Source organism: Clostridium sp. UBA5119 (genome assembly GCF_002414285.1).
GTDB classification, from domain to species: Bacteria; Bacillota; Clostridia; order Clostridiales; family Clostridiaceae; genus Clostridium_J; species Clostridium_J sulfidigenes.
Map to the genome: position 1 here is coordinate 13,636 of NZ_DHYX01000098.1, position 19,498 is coordinate 33,133.

The window sequence follows — 19,498 nt, forward strand, 5'->3', positions numbered from 1 at the left end:
GAAATTAAAGTGAGACCTATAGAAGGTATTCTTAAAGACCTACCCCTGGGGGTATCTGCTTTAACAGAACAAAAGGTTCATAATAAAAAGTTGACGTGTATAATAATTAAAGATGATTTTAAAGATTTTATATATTTGCCTAACTCTATGCAGTTTAATTTCAAAAGTGCCTATGTAAAAAGTAATAAAGTGATTTCAGGGCATTTGATTATAAGAATGAAAGATGATATAAAAGAAAAGTATTATCCTTTTCACTTTAATTATTATGATGAAAAAACATTAAGTTTAATTATAAATTTAAGTCGTCAAAGAAAATTATACTTAATACTAGGGAATAAATATAACGAATATAAAATTGTTTGTTTCAGAAATAGTTTAAAAAGCTTTTTTAGAAGATATATAATTAATTGTATAAACTATGGTTATCGTTGGAGTGATGAAGATTACAAGGAATCAATTTGTAATCTTGTATCTTCATTTCCTAGTATAGATGACTTATGGAAACGATTAGGCGGACAAATTACTATGAATATACTGAAAAAAGTATAAGAAAAACGGAGAAATGTTAAGTAAAATTCAAAATCTACAAAAAACTTATATTAATTTAAAAATTTTTTTAAAAAAACCATTGCATTTCTAAAATATTAGATTTATAATGGGTACATGATAAATAATATATTGAATTGTTCAAAAATTTAATATTGAATCATAAGTAGAGGCGCTTATAAATTGGTAACTGCTAAATGTTAAAGAGAATACCCTCTGATGTTACAGTGAATTATTTATAGGCCGAAAGGGTACAAAGGTATTTTGTATTACTTGGGGATAAGACACAAAGTTTTATCACTGCCATGTTATATGGAGAGCTATTTATGGAATGAAAAATATTCATTGCATTGATAGTTCTAACTAACCTAGTTATCTAATGGTGTTGAATATTTTCAACGCCATTTTTTATTTGCTATATATTTATCCGATGACTATCACCTCTAATACTCTGAACTTTTTCAAAGTGAGAGTAAAAGAGTTGCTACGTCCCTGGATAACGATTTCTAAGTTTCAAAGAAACTAAGAACTCTGTTTATCCGATGACTATCACCTCTAATACTCTAAACTTTTCAAAGTGAGAGTAAAAGAGTTGCTATGTCCCTGGATAACGATTTCTAAGCTTCAAAGAAGCTAAGAACTCTGTTTATACTAAAAAGTTATACATAAATAAAAAGTAAACGATTATTTTATAGGGGGAAAAGAAAATGAAATCAGTAATCAGATTAAGAATGAGCTCTCACGATGCACACTACGGTGGAAATCTTGTTGATGGAGCAAGAATGCTACAATTATTTGGAGATGTAGCTACAGAATTATTAATACAAAACGATGGAGACGAAGGTCTATTCAAAGCTTATGAAAACGTAGAATTCATGGCACCTGTATATGCTGGAGATTACATTGAAGCTGTAGGTGAAATCGTACACGTTGGAAACACATCAAGAAAAATGACTTTTGAAGCTAGAAAAGTAATAGTTCCAAGACCTGACATTAATGATTCAGCTTGCGACGTTTTAGAAGAGCCAATAGTTGTTTGTAAAGCTACAGGAGTATGTGTAGTACCAAAAGATAAAAAGAGAAAATAAATAAGTGCAAGAATTCTTGCAGAAATATTGTTAAAAAAATAACTATATAGGAGGATTTTAAATGGAAAAGTTAATAATTGCTGCAGCTATTTGTGGTGCAGAGGTTACTAAAGAACAAAATCCAAATGTTCCTTACACAGTAGAAGAAATTGGTCAAGAGGCAGAAAAATGTTATAAAGCTGGAGCTAGTATAATCCACCTTCATGTTAGAAAAGATGATGGTACTCCAACTCAAGACAAAGATAGATTTGAAGCTTGTATGGCTGAAATAAGAAGAAGATGTCCAGATGTTATCATTCAACCATCTACTGGTGGTGCTGTAGGAATGAGCAATGAAGAAAGACTTCAACCAGTTGATTTAAAACCAGAAATGGCAACACTAGACTGTGGAACTTGTAACTTTGGTGGAGACGAAATATTTGTTAATACAGAGAATACAATCAAAGAATTCGGGGAGAAGATGATCGAGTTAAACGTTAAGCCAGAAATCGAAGTATTCGATAAAGGTATGATTGACATGGCGATCAGACTTCATAAAAAAGGATTCATAAAAGCGCCAATGCATTTCAACTTCGTTATGGGAGTTAATGGTGGAATAAGTGCTGGAATGAGAGACTTTGTATTTATGAAAGAAAGTATTCCAGCAGGAAGCACTTACACAGTATCAGGAATAGGCAGAAATGAATTCCCATTAGCTGCAATGTCTATGATAGAAGGTGGACATGTAAGAGTTGGATTTGAAGATAACGTATACTTATCAAAAGGTGTTATGGCAGAAAGTAATGCTGACCTAGTTGAAAAAGCTGTAAGAATAGCTAAAGAATTAGGAAGAGAAATTGCAAATCCAGCAGAAGCAAGAGAAATATTAGGACTTAAAGCTTTATAATTTGAAGCATAATATAAGAAGCTATTTTTAACGTATAAGATTAAAAATATAATAAACAATAATTAAGTAAAAAAAATTAAGTAGAAAAAATTTATTTAGACTAAAGTAAAAAGGAGTGTTTTTAATGAAAAAAGGATGTAAATATGGAACTCACAGAGTAATAACACCAGCAGGAGTATTACCACAACCAGCTTTAAAAATAGACAATACAATGGAAATATACGATAATGAAATACTTATCGATGTTCAAGCTTTAAACGTTGACTCAGCAAGCTTTACACAAATAGAAGAAGAAGCTGGACATGATGTAGAAAAAATAAAAGCAAAAATCCTTGAGATCGTTGGAGAAAGAGGAAAAATGCAAAACCCTGTAACTGGTTCAGGCGGAATGCTTATCGGAAAAATAGCTAAAATAGGAGCTGCATTAGAAGGAAAAACTGATCTTAAAGTTGGAGACAAAATCTCTACATTAGTATCTCTTTCATTAACTCCACTTAAAATAGAAGAAATCATCGATATTAAACCAGACATCGATAGAGTAGAAATTAAAGGTCAAGCAATATTATTCGAAAGCGGATTATATGCTAAACTTCCAGAAGATATGGAAGAAACTTTAGCATTAGCTGCATTAGACGTTGCAGGAGCTCCAGCTCAAGTTGCTAAATTAGTTAGACCAGGACAATCAGTTCTTTTATTAGGAGCAGCAGGAAAATCAGGAATGTTATGTTGCTACGAAGCAGTTAAAAGAGTTGGACCAACAGGAAACGTTATTGGTTTAGTTAGAAACGAAGAAGAAGCTGCTAGATTAAGAAGATTAAACTTAAATATGAAAATAGTTATCGGAGATGCTACTAAAGCTATCGACGTAATGAATTTAGCTTTAGCTAACAACAACGGCGAAGAAGTTGATGTATCTATCAACATAGTTAACGTTCAAAACACAGAAATGTCAACTATATTACCAGTTAAAGATGATGGTATAGTTTACTTCTTCTCAATGGCTACAGCATTCACTAAAGCTGCTTTAGGAGCTGAGGGTGTAGGTAAAGATGTAACTATGATAGTAGGAAACGGATATACTAAAGGACATGCTGAAATAACTTTACAAGAGTTAAGAGAAAATGAAACTCTAAGAGCTATATTCCAAGAATTATACGTTTAATCCGTAGATTATAATTGATTAATTAATAAAATTAATATATATAAATGTGAAATTATAGGGGGTAACAATTAATGAATACAACTCGTAGAAAAGAATTATTTCCAAACGTTACAGATGAACAATGGTTTGACTGGAAATGGCAAACAAAAAACAGAATAGAAACTTTAGATGAATTAAAGAAGTATATTCCATTAACTCCAGAAGAAGAAGAAGGAGCTAAAAAATGTCTTGAAACTTTAAGAATGGCTATAACTCCTTACTACTTATCATTAATCGATCCAAGCAATCCTAATGACCCAGTAAGATTACAAGCTATCCCAACAGGATTAGAAGCTCATAAATCTGCTGCAGATTTAGAAGACCCACTACACGAAGATACAGATTCTCCAGTACCTGGATTAACTCATAGATATCCAGATAGAGTATTACTTCTTATAACTGACCAATGTTCTATGTACTGCAGACACTGCACAAGAAGAAGATTTGCAGGACAAAGCGATGACTGCATGCCAATGGAAAGAATAGATAAAGCTATAGATTATATCAGCAAAACACCAGTAATCAGAGACGTTCTATTATCAGGTGGAGATGCTTTACTAGTTGACGATTCAGTACTTGAGTACATCATCAGCAAATTAAGAGCAATACCACACGTAGAAATAATCAGAATTGGTTCAAGAACACCAGTAGTTATGCCACAAAGAATTACTGATGGACTTGTAAATATGTTAAAGAAATACCACCCAATCTGGTTAAATACTCACTTTAACCATCCAAACGAAATCACAGAAGAGTCTAAAGCTGCATGTGAAAGAATGGCTAATGCTGGTATACCACTAGGAAACCAATCAGTACTTCTAAGAGGAGTAAATGACTGTGTTCACACAATGAAACAATTAGTTAACGATTTAGTTAAAATCAGAGTTAGACCTTACTACATCTATCAATGTGACTTATCATTAGGACTAGAGCACTTCAGAACTCCAGTTTCTAAAGGTATCGAAATCATTGAAGGATTAAGAGGACATACTTCTGGATACTGCGTACCAACATTCGTTGTTGACGCTCCAGGCGGCGGTGGAAAAACTCCAGTTATGCCAAACTATGTAATTTCTCAAAGTCATGATAAAGTAATACTTAGAAACTTTGAAGGAGTTATAACTACTTACTCTGAGCCAACAAACTACACTCCAGGATGTACTTGTGATGTTTGTACAGGTAAGAAACCAGTTCATAAAGTTGGAGTTGCTGGATTATTAAACGGTGAAAAACTTGCTTTAGAACCAACAGGATTAGAAAGAAACGAAAGACACGCTCACTAGAATATAGTTAGAAGTGATCTTAATGAATGAAATTTTAAAGTTATTGAAACCATATAAAAGTGTATCTATTATAGGTATGAATAAAAATGTGGGAAAAACTACGACTTTAAACCATATCTTGAAGGAGGCTAGGGGCTCTGTGTCCCTTGGCCTAACTTCTATAGGGAGAGATGGTGAAGAGTTAGACAGGGTTACGGCTACAGAGAAACCTAAGATATATATTGAAAAGGGGACTGTGATTGCTACAGCCAAACAATGTCTTTTAAATAGTGATTTCACAAGAGAGATTGTAAGAACTACAGGAATAAATACTCCTATGGGAGAAGTTGTTATTTGTAAGGCCTTAAGTGATGGTTATGTGGATTTAGGAGGACCTTCCGTGAATTCATATATGACCAATATAAAAGATCAATTATTAAGTCTTCAGTGTGATCTTGTAATAGTAGATGGAGCTTTAAGTAGAAAGACCTTTGCTTCACCCGCCATAACAGAAGCTACAGTGTTATCTACAGGAGCTGCTCTATCAAGAAGTATGAAGACCGTCATAAGTGAGACAAAACATACTATGGATCTATTAAGTTTACCCCATGAGCAAGATAGGTCTATTTTAAATGTCGCAACAAAAATATGTGATTCAGGAATTATAGGCATCGTTTATAAGGATGGTACCTATAAAGTACTAGAGGTTTTAACTGCCCTAGAAGCTTTAAAAGAAATTGTAGAAGCTTTGAGTGAACAAGTATCCCATGTAGTTATTAAGGGTGCAGTTTCTGACAAACTTATTAAAAATATCATGACTTCTACTAACCTATATAAAGATATAACTTTTCTTGTGGAAGATGGTACTAAGCTATTTATTAGTAGTGAAAGCCTTTATAGATTCCATAGGCAAGGTGGAGTCATAAAGGTCCTAAATAAGATAACTGTGGTTTGCATAACTTCAAATCCAAAATCACCTTATGGATATGAATTTCCAAAGGATGAATTCTTAAAAGGTCTTAGAGAAGCTGTCAATGTTCCAGTATTTGATGTAGTAGGGGGGAAATAATATGAAGTTTTTAGATAATGAACAAAGGGCTCAAATAGGGTTTTCCTTTATCATGGATGAGCTTGGTATAATAACTCCTTATGGTACTGAGGAAAAGAAGCTGATAAAGCCTTTTAGAATTAATGAGTATGATAAATTGGTAGAAGAACTTACTAACGTTGAGCTGATGATAGGTCATATGAATGAATATCATGATGAGTTTAACGATATAGTAAGACTTCTACACAAGATTAAAGATATAAGAAATACATTAAGAAGAGCAGAGAAGGTAGAAATATTAGATGAAGTTGAACTTTATGAGGTTAAATATGTATCTATGCTTTTGGAAGAGCTTAAATTAGTCTTAGAAAATATTAATTTATCTGTAGGTAAAATTAAGCTTCATTCCCTAGAAGAAGTAATAGATATATTAGACCCAAGTAAAAAACGTTTATCTACATTCTATATTTATGAAGAATATAGTGAAAAACTTTCTCAGATAAGAAAACTAAAAGGTGAAAAGGAAAAAGCAATTTTTTCTTGCAATGATGAAAGTCTTATTGAAAAGTTAAAACAAGAGCGATTAGATATTGTTATTCAAGAGGAAGAAGAAGAGTTACATATTAGAAAAGAACTTACTTCTAAATTGTCCTCCTTTAGTAGATATATATCAGAAAATTTAAAAGTGGTAGGTATTTTAGATTTATTAATGGCAAAGGCAAGCATTGCTATTAAATACAATTGTGTTAAACCTAACATAGTTAAAGAGATGAATATTGATATAGAGGATGGAATAAATCCTGAAATTGAAGCGATCCTTAAGAAAAAAGGAAAAGCATTCTCTCCTGTTAATATACAGCTTCATGGAGGAACTACGGTGATAACTGGAGCTAATATGGGAGGAAAGAGTGTAGCATTAAAGACTATTGTTTTAAACCTATTTCTTGGACAATTGGGCTTCTTTGTATTTGCAAAAAAAGCAACTTATCCAGTATTAGATTTTATTCATTTTGTATCAGACGATATGCAATCTATATCTAAGGGATTAAGTACTTTTGGAGCTGAGATAATTAAATTAAAAGAAGTAGTAGAGTGTGTAAAACGTGGAGATGGATTTGTGGCTCTTGATGAGTTCGCTAGGGGAACAAACCCTAAAGAAGGATATTACCTTGTAAAATCTCTTGCAAATTATCTACAAAAATTTAACACTGCTAGCATAATATCTACCCATTATGATGGTGTGGTAGAAGAACCTATGGTTCATTATCAAGTTGTAGGACTAAAAAATATAGACTTTGAGAAACTAAAATATAAGATTGATCTTAATAAGACTCATTCAGTTGAAATTATCCAAGAGCATATGGAATATAAACTTGAAAGAGTATCTAAGACAAATCAAGTACCTAAGGATGCGCTAAATATAGCGATGCTATTAGGATTAGAAAAAGACATAGTGAATATAGCGAAAACATATTATGAGGAGGAGTACAATGGAAAGTAAATTAAATTTAGATTTAAATCTAGTTGCTAAAGCTAGAGAATCATCAAAGAATATAGCTCAAGACACTCAAAAGTTCATAGACAGACATACTACAGTAGCTGTAGAAAGAACTGTATGTAGATTATTAGGTATAGATGGCGTAGATGAATTTGGAGTACCACTACCAAACGTAGTTGTAGAAAACATTAAAGCTGGAAACGGATTATCTGTTGGAGTTGCTGTATTAGTAGGTAATGCTATGGTTAACACTGGATTAACTCCACAAGAAATAGCAGAAAAAGTAGCTAAAAATGAATTAGATTTAACTAAACTACCTATGAAAGATATGTTTGAAATAAAAATGGCAGTTGAAAAAGTTGCTAAAAACATGGTAGCTACAATCAAAGCTAACAGAGGCGAGAGAGAAGCTTACCTTGAAAGATTCGGCGATAAAACAGGCCCATACCTTTATGTTATCGTTGCTACAGGAAATATCTATGAAGATATAATCCAAGCTAAAGCTGCTGCAAAACAAGGTGCTGACGTTATAGCTGTTATTAGAACAACAGGACAAAGTTTACTTGACTACGTTCCATACGGAGTAACAACTGAAGGATTCGGAGGAACTTTTGCAACTCAAGAAAACTTCAGACTTATGAGATCAGCTTTAGATGAAGTTGGAGAAGAATTAGGAAGATACATCAGATTATGTAACTACTGTTCAGGATTATGTATGCCAGAAATAGCTGCTATGGGAGCTATAGAAAGACTTGACGTAATGCTTAACGATGCATTATACGGAATACTTTTCAGAGATATCAATATGCAAAGAACTATAGTTGACCAATATTTCTCAAGAGTAATCAATGGTTTTGCAGGAGTTATAATCAACACTGGTGAAGATAACTACTTAACAACTGCTGATGCTGTTGAAGAAGCTCACACAGTGCTTGCTTCTCAATTCATCAATGAGCAATTTGCTTTAGTTGCAGGGCTTCCAGAAGAGCAAATGGGTCTAGGACACGCATTTGAAATAAATCCAAATGTTGAAAATGGATTCCTTTATGAACTTGCTCAAGCACAAATGGCTAGAGAAATATTCCCTAAAGCACCACTTAAATACATGCCTCCAACTAAGTTCATGACTGGAGATATATTCAAGGGTCAAGTACAAGATGCATTATTTAACATGGTTACAATAATGACTAGCCAAAAATTACACTTATTAGGAATGTTAACAGAAGCTATACACACTCCATTTATGAGTGATAGAGCACTATCTATTGATAATGCACAATATATATTCCATACAATGAAAGACCTTGGTTCTGAAATCACTTTCAAAAAAGGTGGAATAATGGAAACAAGAGTTGATGAAGTTCTAGGAAAAGCTGCTGATCTATTATCTGTAATAGAAAAAGAAGGTTTATTCAGTACTTTAGAGCAAGGTAAATTTGCAGGTATTAAGAGACCTCTAAACGGAGGAAAAGGATTAGATGGAGTTGTTGAGAAGGAAGCTAATTACTTCAACCCATTTATAGATTTAATGTTAGGAGGAAACAGATAATGAGTGGTGGATTATATTCAACAGAAGTTAGAGATTACGATACTAATTTAGATCTAACTAAACTTAAACCTTACGGAGATACTATGAACGATGGAAAGGTTCAAGTGAGTCTTACTTTACCAGTTAAAGATGATGAAAGAGGAATAGAAGCTGCTATTCAACTTGCAAAATCAATGGGACTTAAAGATCCAAACGTTGCTCATCACGGATCATTAGATAAAGAGTTTACATTCTATGTAGTATATGGTTCATTAACTCATACTGTTAACTATGAAGAAATTCATGTTCAAACTGTAGAAGTAGATACTATGTCTATGTCAGAAGTTGGAGAATACATTGAAGAGCACATCGGAAGAGATGTAGTTATCATAGGAGCTTCAACAGGAACAGACGCTCACACAGTTGGAATCGATGCTATCATGAACATGAAAGGTTTCGCTGGTCACTATGGTCTTGAAAGATACAAAGGTATCGAAGCTTACAACCTAGGAAGCCAAGTAGAAAACGAAGAGTTCGTTAAGAAAGCTATCGAGCTAAAAGCTGACGTTCTTCTAGTATCTCAAACAGTTACACAAAAGGATGTACACATCCAAAACCTTACTAACCTTGTAGAGTTATTAGAGGCAGAAGGTTTAAGAGATAAAGTTGTATTAATCTGTGGTGGTCCAAGAATAACTCACGAACTTGCTAAAGAATTAGGATACGATGCAGGATTCGGACCAGGAAAATATGCAGATGACGTTGCTAGCTTTGCAGTAACTGAAATAGTTGAAAGAAAGTTAGTTTAATTTAAAAAGTCTAGTTTAATGTTTATATATATTTAGTTTATAGGGATAAAAACTAAAAGGGTTACGTGAAATAAAATTATAGGGTATATAAGTAGAATGAAGAAATTCATTCTACTTTATTTTTTAAGTTTCACTCCAAATCTTGATTTGGTTAAGTGAAACTTACTCATTCGAACGCATGTGAGAAGGAGTTTCATCAAGAGCAAAGCGAAAAGTCACGTTAGTGACATCACTCAAAATCTACGATTTGGCTAAGTAAAAATAAGTGAGAATCTAAATCTTTGATTTAGTAGTTCGAACTTACTCCTTAGAACGTATGTGAAAAGGAGTTCCTATTAAAAAGGAATGTGACAAGAAGTTTCCTTATCAACACAATAACTATTTAACTATGAATTTATTTAAATGTTTTTATACATAGTTGGGGATATAGTTAATAGCTACATTGTACCCATACAGATAATATAAAATAACTAAATTTAAGAAATTGTATTGATTTAATATGATATTTATGGAATAATTGTACTGTAAAAATTAAATAAATAGATACAAAATATACATACAATTTTGTACTATACTGTAGGGGGAATATAAATGAATACAAGATCAGAGTTAAACAAAAACCTAGCAGAAATGCTAAAGGGTGGAGTAATAATGGATGTAGTTAATGCTGAGGAAGCTATAATTGCAGAGAAAGCAGGAGCTGTTGCGGTAATGGCTTTGGAACGCGTACCTTCTGACATTAGAAAACAAGGTGGAGTTGCTAGAATGTCAGATCCTAAGATGATAAAAGAAATTCAAGAGGCTGTATCTATACCGGTAATGGCAAAGGTGAGAATAGGTCATTTTGTAGAAGCACAAATATTAGAAGCTATTAAGATTGATTATATAGATGAAAGTGAAGTATTAACTCCAGCAGATGATTTATTTCACATAGATAAAAAAGGATTTAATGTACCTTTTGTATGCGGAGCTAGAAACCTAGGAGAAGCGCTAAGAAGAATAGGTGAGGGAGCGTCAATGATAAGAACTAAAGGAGAAGCTGGTACTGGAGATGTTGTAGAAGCTGTAAGACATATGAGAACTATGATGAGTGAAATAAGGAAAGTCCAAAATACACCTAAAGAAGAGCTTATGACTATAGCTAAAGAAATGGGTGCACCATATGACTTAATAGTTTATGTTCACAACCATGGAAGACTACCAGTAGTTAACTTTGCTGCGGGTGGAGTAGCTACGCCAGCTGATGCAGCTTTAATGATGCAACTTGGAAGTGATGGAGTTTTCGTTGGTTCTGGTATATTTAAATCAGCAGATCCAGAAAAAAGAGCTAAGGCTATAGTTCATGCTGTAGCAAACTATAATAATCCTGAAATCTTGTCACAAGTTTCTGAGGACTTAGGAGAACCTATGGACAGTATAAATACTAAGGATCTACCAGATGGCAAATTATATGCATCAAGAGGATGGTAGCATCATGATAACTATAGGTGTACTAGATTTACAAGGAGCTGTAATAGAACATGTAAATAAGATTAATAATATAAGTGGAGCCACAGTCTTAAGAGTGAAGAATTTGAAGGACCTAGAGGATATAGATGGTCTTATAATTCCAGGAGGAGAAAGTACTACCATAGGAAAACTATTAAGGGATTTTCATATGCTATCTCCACTAAAAAGCAAAATTGAAAGAGGGATGCCAGTATGGGGAACCTGTGCAGGTATGATAATTCTCGCTAAATCCATTCTAGGAAGTGATTGCAACCATTTAGGTGTTATGGGTATAGAGGTAAGAAGAAATGCCTATGGCTCTCAATTAGACAGCTTTATAACGGATGAAATAGTGGAAGGTGTCAGTGAGGAAAAAATACCTTTAGTATTTATAAGAGCACCTTACGTTGAAAAGGTACATGAAGGGGTAAATGTACTATGTAAAGTAGATGAAAAAATCATAGCATGCAGAGAGAATAATATGTTAGCAACATCATTTCATCCGGAGCTAACAAAGGACTTATCTATGCATAAGTATTTTTACAACATGTGCAAAGATATATCAAAATAAATAATGAGCTTTTGCAAAATAAATCATTAATCTTATATGAAATGCTGAGCATGTATTTTAATAATATAAGTGCATGCTCAGCATTTATTTAGATTAATTTATTTTGAAAGAATTCCTAAGTTAGTTCTTCCCATTGCTCATATAGGTTTTGAAGCTTTTCTTCAGTTTTTTGTATTTCTTTATTTATTTCTATGCTTTTTTCAGGGCTGGAATAGACTTCTTCAAGGCATAGCTGACCTTGAAGCTCCTCAAGAGATTCCTCAGTAGAGGCTATTTTATTTTCAATGTTTTTAAGTGTATTAGCTTTTTCTTTTTCAGCTTTTTCAGCTTCACGTTTTTTCTTTTTATCTAGTTTTAACTGAGTCTTAGTAATGCCAGAACCTTCCTCTATGTCCTCAAACCTTAAAGGGTTTTTCTTTTTCTCTATGTAATAGGAATAGTTGCCTAAGTATTCTTTCACTCCATCCTCGTTAAGCTCAAAGATTTTATTTATAATTTTATTTAAGAAGTATCTATCGTGGGATATGAGAATTATTGTGCCATCATAGTTTAAGATTGCATCTTCTAAGGCCTCACGAGAGATAATATCTAAGTGGTTTGTGGGTTCATCTAGAAGAAGAAAATTAGATTTAGAAAGCATTAGTTTTAGTAAATTAATTCTACATTTCTCTCCACCACTAAGAGTAGATATGGACTTAAATACATCATCCCCTGTAAATAAGAAGGCTGCAAGAGCCGATCGTATCTCCGTGGTAGTCATATGAGGGAAATCATCCCATACCTCATCTAAAATAGTTTTATTAAAGTTTAAATTAGATTGCTCTTGATCGTAATATCCAACAAATACGTTTTTACCTAACACCTTAATCCCATTATCTGAAGATATTTTATCCATGATTATTCTAAATAGAGTAGTTTTACCACGACCATTTTCACCTATAAGAGCAATTTTCTCTTCACGTTTAATATCCATATTTAAACCTTCAAATAGAAGTTTTTCACCAAAACTTTTACTTAAATTTTCTACATAAAGAACATCATTACCACTTTTTATTTGTGTTTCAAACTTTATTTTTGAAGCCTTAGCATCTTTAATAGGTGCTTCTATTCTTTCTATCTTATCTAAGGCTTTTTGACGACTTTCAGCAGCTCTTATACTTTTTTCACGATTAAAGGACTTATACTTAGTTATGATTTCTTCTTGTCTTTTAATCTCTGCTTGTTGAAGGTCGTAAGCCTTCTGCATCACTTCTTTATTTTTCTCTTTAAGGTCGATAAAGGCTGTATAATTTCCGTTATAGCACTGTGCAGTTCCACCTATGAGTTCTATGGTTTTGTTAGTGATAGCATCCAAGAAGAATCTATCGTGGGAAATTACTATAATTGTGCCTTTAACTTCTTTAAGGTAGTTCTCTAACCATTCTATTGCATCAAGGTCAAGATGGTTTGTAGGTTCATCTAGAAGCAAGATTTCAGGTTTTCTAAGAAGGAGCTTACATAAAGCAACTCTAGTTTTTTGGCCACCGCTTAATATGGATATGGATTTATCAAAATCAACCTCTGTAAAGCCTAGTCCTTTAAGTACACGACTAATTTCACCTTTATAAGTGTATCCACCACGATTTTCGTAAACCTCTGTTAAAGTAGTATAATCACGTATAATCTTATTATGATAATCTTCTTTAGCGGCATCATAAGGTTCCTTCATCTTCTCTTCTAAATTGTGTAATCTTTCCTCAATATCTATCAGTGACTTAAACACAGAAAGAAGTTCAGTATATATGGTATTATCTGAATCTAGAGAAAGGTTTTGAGAAAGATATCCAAGTTCCTTTGATTTATCTATATATAGCTCACCACTATCATATTCCATTTGGTTAGTTAAAATTTTAAATAGGGTTGATTTTCCTGCACCATTAGCACCTATTAATCCTATTTTTTCACCTTCATTTACGTTGAAGGTAATATCTTTTAAAATCATATCTATTCCGAAGTATTTACTTATATTTTTACAACTTAAAACTATCATTTATTTCACCGTCCTACTAGCATTTTAACATGAAAGTTAGAAATTTAAAATAATTTGTATAGTACAGTGTAGGAATGGGTATTGTGAGTAATAGGAAACATTGTTATATATAATACAATGAAAAGTAAAATTGGTATAGAAATTAAGTTTATTAAATTTTATAGACTATTTATGATAAAAAGTTAAAAAAATTTATAATTTATATATACAATAAAGTGTTTTAAATGTACAATATAGCATTATAGTTTATTTATTTGATAAAAAAATGTATAACAAATCCGTAATGATATAGTATAATATCTATATGAATAAAATCTCCGTTGAATATGAGATTATAACAGTTATTTTAGATAATATTTTCAATAGAAGATTATAATATGAAAAAGTATGGAAATGAAAGTGAAAAATATATAAAGAATATAAATAAGGAGTTGATAAGAGGTGGAAAAGAAAAGAAGCATTTCTATGGCTGTAATAAAAAGGCTACCTAAATACTACAGATATTTGCGCGAATTAGATAAAAATGAAGTTGATAGAATATCATCTAAAGAACTAAGTGAAAGAATTGGGTTTACAGCTTCACAAATAAGACAAGATTTAAATTGTTTTGGAGATTTTGGACAGCAAGGGTATGGATATAATGTTAAGGAATTATTATATCAAATCTCTGTTATATTAGGCCTTAATAAAGAGTATAACACTGTAATAATTGGAGCAGGAAATATAGGTCAAGCAATTGCCAATTATACAACATTTGATAAGATGGCATTTAATCTTAAAGGTATTTTTGATGTAAATGTAAAACTTATTGGACTTAAAATAAGAGATATCGAAATTAAAGATATGGATGAATTAGATAGTTTCTTACAGAGAGAAAAGATTAACATAGCCATAATTTGTGTTCCTAAAAATAGAGCTCAAGGGGTAGCAGATGTGGTAATAAAGAATGGCGTAAAGGGAATATGGAATTTTGCACCTATAGATCTAAAGGTTAACGAAGATGTTATTGTAGAGAATGTACATCTTAATGAAAGTTTAATGACTTTAAGTTACTTATTAAATGAGTGTGAAAAAGAAGAAGAATTCCTATAATGCTAAAAAAAGACAATACAAATTTCTTAAAATTTGTATTGTCAGGAATTTTTTGAATTTAATTATATGAATTAAGTAAAAAGATTCATTAAAAACATAAATAAAATATAAATTAGGTTGAAAAAGAATTATAAACAGTCTATAATAGTGATTAAGGTATTAGAACCTTGATCACTATTTTGTTAAATTAATAACGATTTATGGCGGCTAACACCTGAAAAATTGCATGGGGGATTTTAAAAATGGATTATAAGAACATAGTCTTGGAAAAAGAAGGAAATGTGGCTTTAGTTAAACTAAACAGACCTAAAGCATTAAATGCTTTAAACACAGAAACTTTAAAAGAAATTGATTGTGTTATCCAAGAAATTTCTGGGGATAAAGAAATTTATGCAGTTATTCTTACAGGAGAAGGTAAAGCTTTCGTTGCTGGAGCTGATATTTCAGAAATGAAAGAAATGAATGCTATAGAAGGTAAAGAATTTGGTATTCTTGGGAATGGGGTTTTTAGAAAAATTGAAAAACTTGAAAAACCTGTTATAGCTGCAGTTAATGGTTTTGCATTAGGTGGTGGATGTGAACTTGCAATGGCTTGTGATATTAGAATTGCATCAGTTAAAGCTAAGTTTGCACAACCAGAAGCAGGGCTTGGAATAACTCCTGGGTTTGGCGGAACTCAAAGGTTATCAAGACTTGTAGGTGAAGGAATTGCAAAAGAATTAATTTACACTTGTGACATGATCAATGCTGAAGAAGCTTTAAGGATTGGATTAGTAAACAAGGTAGTAGAACCGGAAACACTTTTAGATGAAGCAAAAGCTATGGCTAATAAAATAGCTAAGAATGCTCCTATAGCTATAAGCCAATGTAAAGCTGCTATCAATAGAGGCTTGCAAATGGATATTGATAGTGCAGTATTATATGAAGCTGAGGCATTTGGAATGTGTTTTGCTACTGAAGACCAAAAAGAAGGTATGACAGCTTTTGTTGAAAAGAGAGACAAGAATTTTAAGAATAGATAATCGAAATAGATAATCGTATAAGTAGGAGGTATTATAATGAATTTTTCATTAACTAAGGAACAAGAACTTGTAAAGCAAATGGTAAGGGAGTTTGCTATTAATGAAGTAAAACCTATAGCAGCTGAAATAGATGTTACAGAAAGATTCCCAATGGAAAACGTAGAGCAAATGGCTAGATACAACATGTTAGGAATTCCATTCCCAACTGAATTCGGTGGAGCAGGTGGAAACAACGTATCTTATGCTATGACTGTAGAAGAACTTTCTAAAGTTTGCGGAACTACAGGAGTTATAGTTTCTGCACACACTTCTTTATGTGGAGCACCAATATATCAATTTGGTACTCAAGAGCAAAAAGAAAAATATTTAACACCACTTGCAAAAGGTGAAAAACTAGGTGCATTTGGTCTTACTGAGCCAAACGCAGGTACTGACGCTGCTGGACAACAAACAACAGCTGTACTTGAAGGAGATCACTACGTATTAAACGGTTCAAAAATATTCATCACTAACGGTGGAGTTGCTGATATCTTCGTAGTATTTGCAATGACTGATAAATCAAAAGGAACTAGAGGAATATCTGCATTCATAGTTGAAAAGGATTTCCCTGGATTCTCAATAGGAAAAGTTGAAGAGAAGTTAGGAATAAGAGCATCATCTACTACTGAATTAGTATTTGAAAACTGCATAGTTCCAAAAGAAAACTTACTTGGAAAAGAAGGAAAAGGATTTTCTGTTGCAATGAAAACTCTTGACGGAGGAAGAATTGGTATAGCAGCTCAAGCTTTAGGACTGGCTCAAGGAGCTTTAGATGAAGCTGTTGCTTACATGAAAGAAAGAAAACAATTCGGAAGATCAATAGCAGCATTCCAAGGACTTCAATGGATGGTTGCTGATATGGATGTTCAAATCGAAGCTGCTAGACTTTTAGTATACAAAGCTGCTTACAAAAAAGATATGGGTATGCCATACTCAGTAGATGCTGCTAGAGCTAAATTATATGCTTCAGAAGTAGCTATGGATGTTACAACTAAGGCTGTTCAATTATTTGGTGGATATGGATACACTAAAGAATATCCAGTTGAAAGAATGATGAGAGATGCTAAGATAACTGAAATCTACGAAGGAACTTCTCAAGTTCAAAGAATGGTTATCGCAGGAAGCATATTGAAATAGGAGGTAGTGAAAGATGAAAATAGTTGTTTGTGTAAAACAAGTACCAGATACAAATGAAGTTAAAATAGATCCAAAAACAGGAACTCTTATAAGAGATGGTGTTCCTTCAATAATAAACCCAGATGATAAGAATGCTTTAGAAGGAGCATTACAATTAAAAGATACTTATGGTGGACACGTAACTGTTATAACAATGGGACCTCCACAAGCAAAAGTAGCTTTAGAAGAAGCATTAGCAATGGGAGCAGACGAAGCTATACTAGTTACAGATAGAGCTTTTGCTGGAGCTGATACATTAGCTACATCTCACGCTTTAGCTGCAGCTATTAAAAACTTAGATTATGATATAATATTCGCTGGAAGACAAGCGATTGATGGAGATACTGCACAAGTTGGACCAGAAATTGCTGAACACTTAGGAATGCCTCAAATAACTTATGTTGAAGCAGTTAGCCAAGAAAAAGAAGGCGTATTAAACGTAAGAAGAGCTTGGGAAGATGGATATGAAAATATCAGAGTTAATACTCCAGTTCTATTAACTGCAATCGAAACTTTAAATGTGCCAAGATATATGAACATTAAAAACATATTCTCAATGGCTAAAGAAAAAGAAGTTAAAGTATGGACTGTAGCAGACATTAACGTTGATGTTAACCTACTTGGTCTTAAAGGATCACCTACAAAGGTTAAAAAATCAATGACTAAAGAAGCTAAAGGACAAGGTGAAATATTTGAAGTATCACCAAAAGAAGCAGCTTCAATTGCGCTTTCAAAACTAAAAGAAAAACACTTCATCTAAGATATAGTTAAGGAGGAAATTACCATGAATATAGCAGATTATAAAGGTGTATGGGTCTTTGCAGAGCAAAGAGACGGAGAATTACAAAAGGTTGCTTTAGAATTATTAGGAAAAGGAAGAGAAATAGCTGACAAGTTAGGAGTAGAACTTACAGCATTATTACTTGGACATAAAAATATAGAAGAAATGACTAAAGAATTAGGAGCTTTTGGAGCAGATAAAGTATTAGTATGCGACAATGAGTTACTAACTCACTATTCAACTGATGGATATACAAAAGTTATAAACGAAGTTGTAAACGCTAAAAAACCAGAAATCCTATTCATTGGAGCTAGCTTCATTGGAAGAGATTTAGGACCAAGAGTTGCAGGAAGACTTTCAACAGGTCTTACAGCTGACTGTACATCACTTGATGTAGATCCAGAAAATAACAACTTATTAATGACAAGACCAGCTTTCGGTGGAAACCTAATGGCTACAATCGTTTGTGGAGATCATAGACCACAAATGTCTACAGTAAGACCTGGAGTTTTCGAAAAGTTAGCTAAAGATGAAAACAGAGCTTTCCAAGTTGAAAAATTTGACGTTGAATTAGCAGCTTCTGATATAAGAACAGAAACTATGGAAGTTGTTAAATCAGTAAAAGAAATGGTAGACATTACTGAAGCTGATATCGTAGTTTCAGGAGGAAGAGGAGTTGGCTGTAAAGAAAACTTCGATTTACTTCAAGAACTTGCAGACGTAATGGGAGGAACTTTAGCTGGATCAAGAGCAGCTGTTGATAATGGCTGGGTAGAAAAAGCAGTTCAAGTAGGACAAACAGGAAAAACTGTAAGACCTACTATATATATAGCTTGCGGAATTTCTGGAGCAATCCAACACTTAGCTGGAATGCAAGATTCTAACTACATCATAGCTATTAACAAGGATTCAGATGCTCCAATCATGAAAGCTGCTGACGTAGCTTTAGTGGGAGACTTTGCTAAAGTTATTCCAGAAATGATAGCTCAATATAAAGAGATGAACAAATAGTAAATTTATAAGACTTTAGATTAATTGAATTTTATAGTACACTAATTAACATAAGATGAGGGGATATACGGAGATGTATATACCCCTCATTTGTTAAATATTGAATAATAGTCTTATTTCGTTGAAAATTGTATACATATATTTATATTTATTGAGTTATTTTTGATAAATATAAATATAAATATATAAAAATGTGGTAATATAGATTTGTAATAGTCTATAATCCATAATACAAAATTATGTTAGGAGTGTTTAATATGAAAAAGATATGTGTTTTAGGCGCAGGTACAATGGGATCAGGAATAGCTCAAGCTTTTGCCGCTAAAGGATATGAGGTAATAGTTAGAGATATAAAGGATGAATTTGTACAAAAAGGTCTTGGAATGATAGAAAAAAATATTAAAAAACTTGCTACAAAAGGTA

Annotated in this window: 18 protein-coding genes and 1 riboswitch; of the genes, 17 read left to right on the plus strand and 1 reads right to left on the minus strand. The window is 32.7% G+C overall.

Annotated features, from left to right (window positions below; all coding sequences use genetic code 11):
• Window positions 1-9: 9 nt before the first annotated feature.
• The 11 genes from B2671_RS15030 to pdxT all read left to right on the plus strand — a co-directional run bounded on the left by B2671_RS15030 (window position 10) and on the right by pdxT (window position 11,925).
• Entirely contained in the window at window positions 10-549 is a 540-nt protein-coding gene (locus tag B2671_RS15030) for a hypothetical protein (protein WP_346871133.1), read from the plus strand.
• A 156-nt stretch (window positions 550-705) separates the two neighbouring features.
• Window positions 706-877: riboswitch (Lysine riboswitch) on the plus strand.
• Between the two features lie 376 nt (window positions 878-1,253).
• The gene (locus tag B2671_RS15035) at window positions 1,254-1,634 is read left to right on the plus strand and encodes a hotdog domain-containing protein (RefSeq protein WP_150845312.1); all 381 of its coding nucleotides are present in this window, start codon (window positions 1,254-1,256) and stop codon (window positions 1,632-1,634) included.
• A gap of 61 nt (window positions 1,635-1,695) precedes the next feature.
• On the plus strand, window positions 1,696-2,520 hold the full coding sequence (locus B2671_RS15040; RefSeq protein WP_346871134.1) for a 3-keto-5-aminohexanoate cleavage protein: 825 nt from the start codon (window positions 1,696-1,698) through the stop codon (window positions 2,518-2,520).
• A 124-nt stretch (window positions 2,521-2,644) separates the two neighbouring features.
• On the plus strand, window positions 2,645-3,682 hold the full coding sequence (locus B2671_RS15045; RefSeq protein WP_035130522.1) for an L-erythro-3,5-diaminohexanoate dehydrogenase: 1,038 nt from the start codon (window positions 2,645-2,647) through the stop codon (window positions 3,680-3,682).
• A gap of 71 nt (window positions 3,683-3,753) precedes the next feature.
• Window positions 3,754-5,004 (plus strand): lysine 2,3-aminomutase, encoded by a 1,251-nt coding sequence (gene ablA / locus B2671_RS15050; RefSeq protein WP_346871135.1) that lies wholly within the window; start codon window positions 3,754-3,756, stop codon window positions 5,002-5,004.
• 22 nt (window positions 5,005-5,026) lie between these two features.
• Window positions 5,027-6,052: a hypothetical protein gene (locus B2671_RS15055; RefSeq protein ID WP_346871136.1), complete on the plus strand. Its 1,026-nt coding sequence runs from the start codon at window positions 5,027-5,029 to the stop codon at window positions 6,050-6,052.
• 1 nt (window position 6,053) lies between these two features.
• Window positions 6,054-7,532, plus strand: a complete 1,479-nt coding sequence (locus B2671_RS15060) for a MutS-related protein (RefSeq protein ID WP_346871137.1) — start codon at window positions 6,054-6,056, stop codon at window positions 7,530-7,532.
• On the plus strand, window positions 7,522-9,078 hold the full coding sequence (locus tag B2671_RS15065; RefSeq protein WP_346871138.1) for a lysine 5,6-aminomutase subunit alpha: 1,557 nt from the start codon (window positions 7,522-7,524) through the stop codon (window positions 9,076-9,078). Before B2671_RS15060 ends, B2671_RS15065 begins: the two co-directional genes overlap by 11 nt.
• On the plus strand, window positions 9,078-9,866 hold the full coding sequence (locus tag B2671_RS15070; RefSeq protein ID WP_346847179.1) for an OAM dimerization domain-containing protein: 789 nt from the start codon (window positions 9,078-9,080) through the stop codon (window positions 9,864-9,866). The genes B2671_RS15065 and B2671_RS15070 overlap by 1 nt, the downstream gene beginning before the upstream one ends.
• A 591-nt stretch (window positions 9,867-10,457) precedes the next feature.
• Window positions 10,458-11,336: a pyridoxal 5'-phosphate synthase lyase subunit PdxS gene (gene pdxS, locus B2671_RS15075; RefSeq protein WP_346871139.1), complete on the plus strand. Its 879-nt coding sequence runs from the start codon at window positions 10,458-10,460 to the stop codon at window positions 11,334-11,336.
• Between the two features lie 4 nt (window positions 11,337-11,340).
• Window positions 11,341-11,925, plus strand: a complete 585-nt coding sequence (gene pdxT, locus B2671_RS15080; protein WP_346871179.1) for a pyridoxal 5'-phosphate synthase glutaminase subunit PdxT — start codon at window positions 11,341-11,343, stop codon at window positions 11,923-11,925.
• A 115-nt stretch (window positions 11,926-12,040) separates the two neighbouring features.
• On the opposite strand, the gene B2671_RS15085 is transcribed toward pdxT, so the two are convergent.
• Complete coding sequence (locus B2671_RS15085; RefSeq protein ID WP_346871140.1) at window positions 12,041-13,954, minus strand: ABC-F family ATP-binding cassette domain-containing protein; 1,914 nt, start codon at window positions 13,952-13,954, stop codon at window positions 12,041-12,043.
• A 441-nt stretch (window positions 13,955-14,395) separates the two neighbouring features.
• On the opposite strand from B2671_RS15085, the gene B2671_RS15090 reads away from it, so the two are divergent.
• The 6 genes from B2671_RS15090 to B2671_RS15115 form a co-directional block, all read left to right on the plus strand.
• Complete coding sequence (locus tag B2671_RS15090) at window positions 14,396-15,046, plus strand: redox-sensing transcriptional repressor Rex (protein WP_346871141.1); 651 nt, start codon at window positions 14,396-14,398, stop codon at window positions 15,044-15,046.
• 242 nt (window positions 15,047-15,288) lie between these two features.
• A complete protein-coding gene (locus tag B2671_RS15095; protein WP_035130499.1) occupies window positions 15,289-16,068 on the plus strand; it encodes a short-chain-enoyl-CoA hydratase in 780 nt (259 codons plus the stop codon).
• 36 nt (window positions 16,069-16,104) lie between these two features.
• Window positions 16,105-17,244, plus strand: a complete 1,140-nt coding sequence (locus B2671_RS15100) for an acyl-CoA dehydrogenase (RefSeq protein WP_346871142.1) — start codon at window positions 16,105-16,107, stop codon at window positions 17,242-17,244.
• A 13-nt stretch (window positions 17,245-17,257) separates the two neighbouring features.
• On the plus strand, window positions 17,258-18,043 hold the full coding sequence (locus B2671_RS15105) for an electron transfer flavoprotein subunit beta/FixA family protein (protein ID WP_346866799.1): 786 nt from the start codon (window positions 17,258-17,260) through the stop codon (window positions 18,041-18,043).
• Between the two features lie 24 nt (window positions 18,044-18,067).
• Window positions 18,068-19,075: an electron transfer flavoprotein subunit alpha/FixB family protein gene (locus tag B2671_RS15110; RefSeq protein ID WP_346871143.1), complete on the plus strand. Its 1,008-nt coding sequence runs from the start codon at window positions 18,068-18,070 to the stop codon at window positions 19,073-19,075.
• A 257-nt stretch (window positions 19,076-19,332) separates the two neighbouring features.
• Window positions 19,333-19,498, plus strand: a 166-nt coding sequence (locus tag B2671_RS15115) for a 3-hydroxyacyl-CoA dehydrogenase NAD-binding domain-containing protein (protein WP_346871180.1), incomplete at its 3' end; no start/stop codon positions are given.

What these genes read in the sequence shown, in the direction of transcription:
- B2671_RS15095 (WP_035130499.1), top strand. Translation starts at nt 15,289, where the DNA reads ATGGATTATAAGAACATAGTCTTGGAAAAAGAAGGAAATGTGGCTTTA.
- B2671_RS15055 (WP_346871136.1), top strand. Translation starts at nt 5,027, where the DNA reads ATGAATGAAATTTTAAAGTTATTGAAACCATATAAAAGTGTATCTATT.
- B2671_RS15035 (WP_150845312.1), top strand. Translation starts at nt 1,254, where the DNA reads ATGAAATCAGTAATCAGATTAAGAATGAGCTCTCACGATGCACACTAC.
- pdxT (WP_346871179.1), top strand. Translation starts at nt 11,341, where the DNA reads ATGATAACTATAGGTGTACTAGATTTACAAGGAGCTGTAATAGAACAT.
- B2671_RS15045 (WP_035130522.1), top strand. Translation starts at nt 2,645, where the DNA reads ATGAAAAAAGGATGTAAATATGGAACTCACAGAGTAATAACACCAGCA.
- ablA (WP_346871135.1), top strand. Translation starts at nt 3,754, where the DNA reads ATGAATACAACTCGTAGAAAAGAATTATTTCCAAACGTTACAGATGAA.
- pdxS (WP_346871139.1), top strand. Translation starts at nt 10,458, where the DNA reads ATGAATACAAGATCAGAGTTAAACAAAAACCTAGCAGAAATGCTAAAG.
- B2671_RS15085 (WP_346871140.1), bottom strand. Translation starts at nt 13,954, where the DNA reads ATGATAGTTTTAAGTTGTAAAAATATAAGTAAATACTTCGGAATAGAT.
- B2671_RS15040 (WP_346871134.1), top strand. Translation starts at nt 1,696, where the DNA reads ATGGAAAAGTTAATAATTGCTGCAGCTATTTGTGGTGCAGAGGTTACT.
- B2671_RS15110 (WP_346871143.1), top strand. Translation starts at nt 18,068, where the DNA reads ATGAATATAGCAGATTATAAAGGTGTATGGGTCTTTGCAGAGCAAAGA.
- B2671_RS15060 (WP_346871137.1), top strand. Translation starts at nt 6,054, where the DNA reads ATGAAGTTTTTAGATAATGAACAAAGGGCTCAAATAGGGTTTTCCTTT.
- B2671_RS15105 (WP_346866799.1), top strand. Translation starts at nt 17,258, where the DNA reads ATGAAAATAGTTGTTTGTGTAAAACAAGTACCAGATACAAATGAAGTT.
- B2671_RS15100 (WP_346871142.1), top strand. Translation starts at nt 16,105, where the DNA reads ATGAATTTTTCATTAACTAAGGAACAAGAACTTGTAAAGCAAATGGTA.
- B2671_RS15070 (WP_346847179.1), top strand. Translation starts at nt 9,078, where the DNA reads ATGAGTGGTGGATTATATTCAACAGAAGTTAGAGATTACGATACTAAT.
- B2671_RS15065 (WP_346871138.1), top strand. Translation starts at nt 7,522, where the DNA reads ATGGAAAGTAAATTAAATTTAGATTTAAATCTAGTTGCTAAAGCTAGA.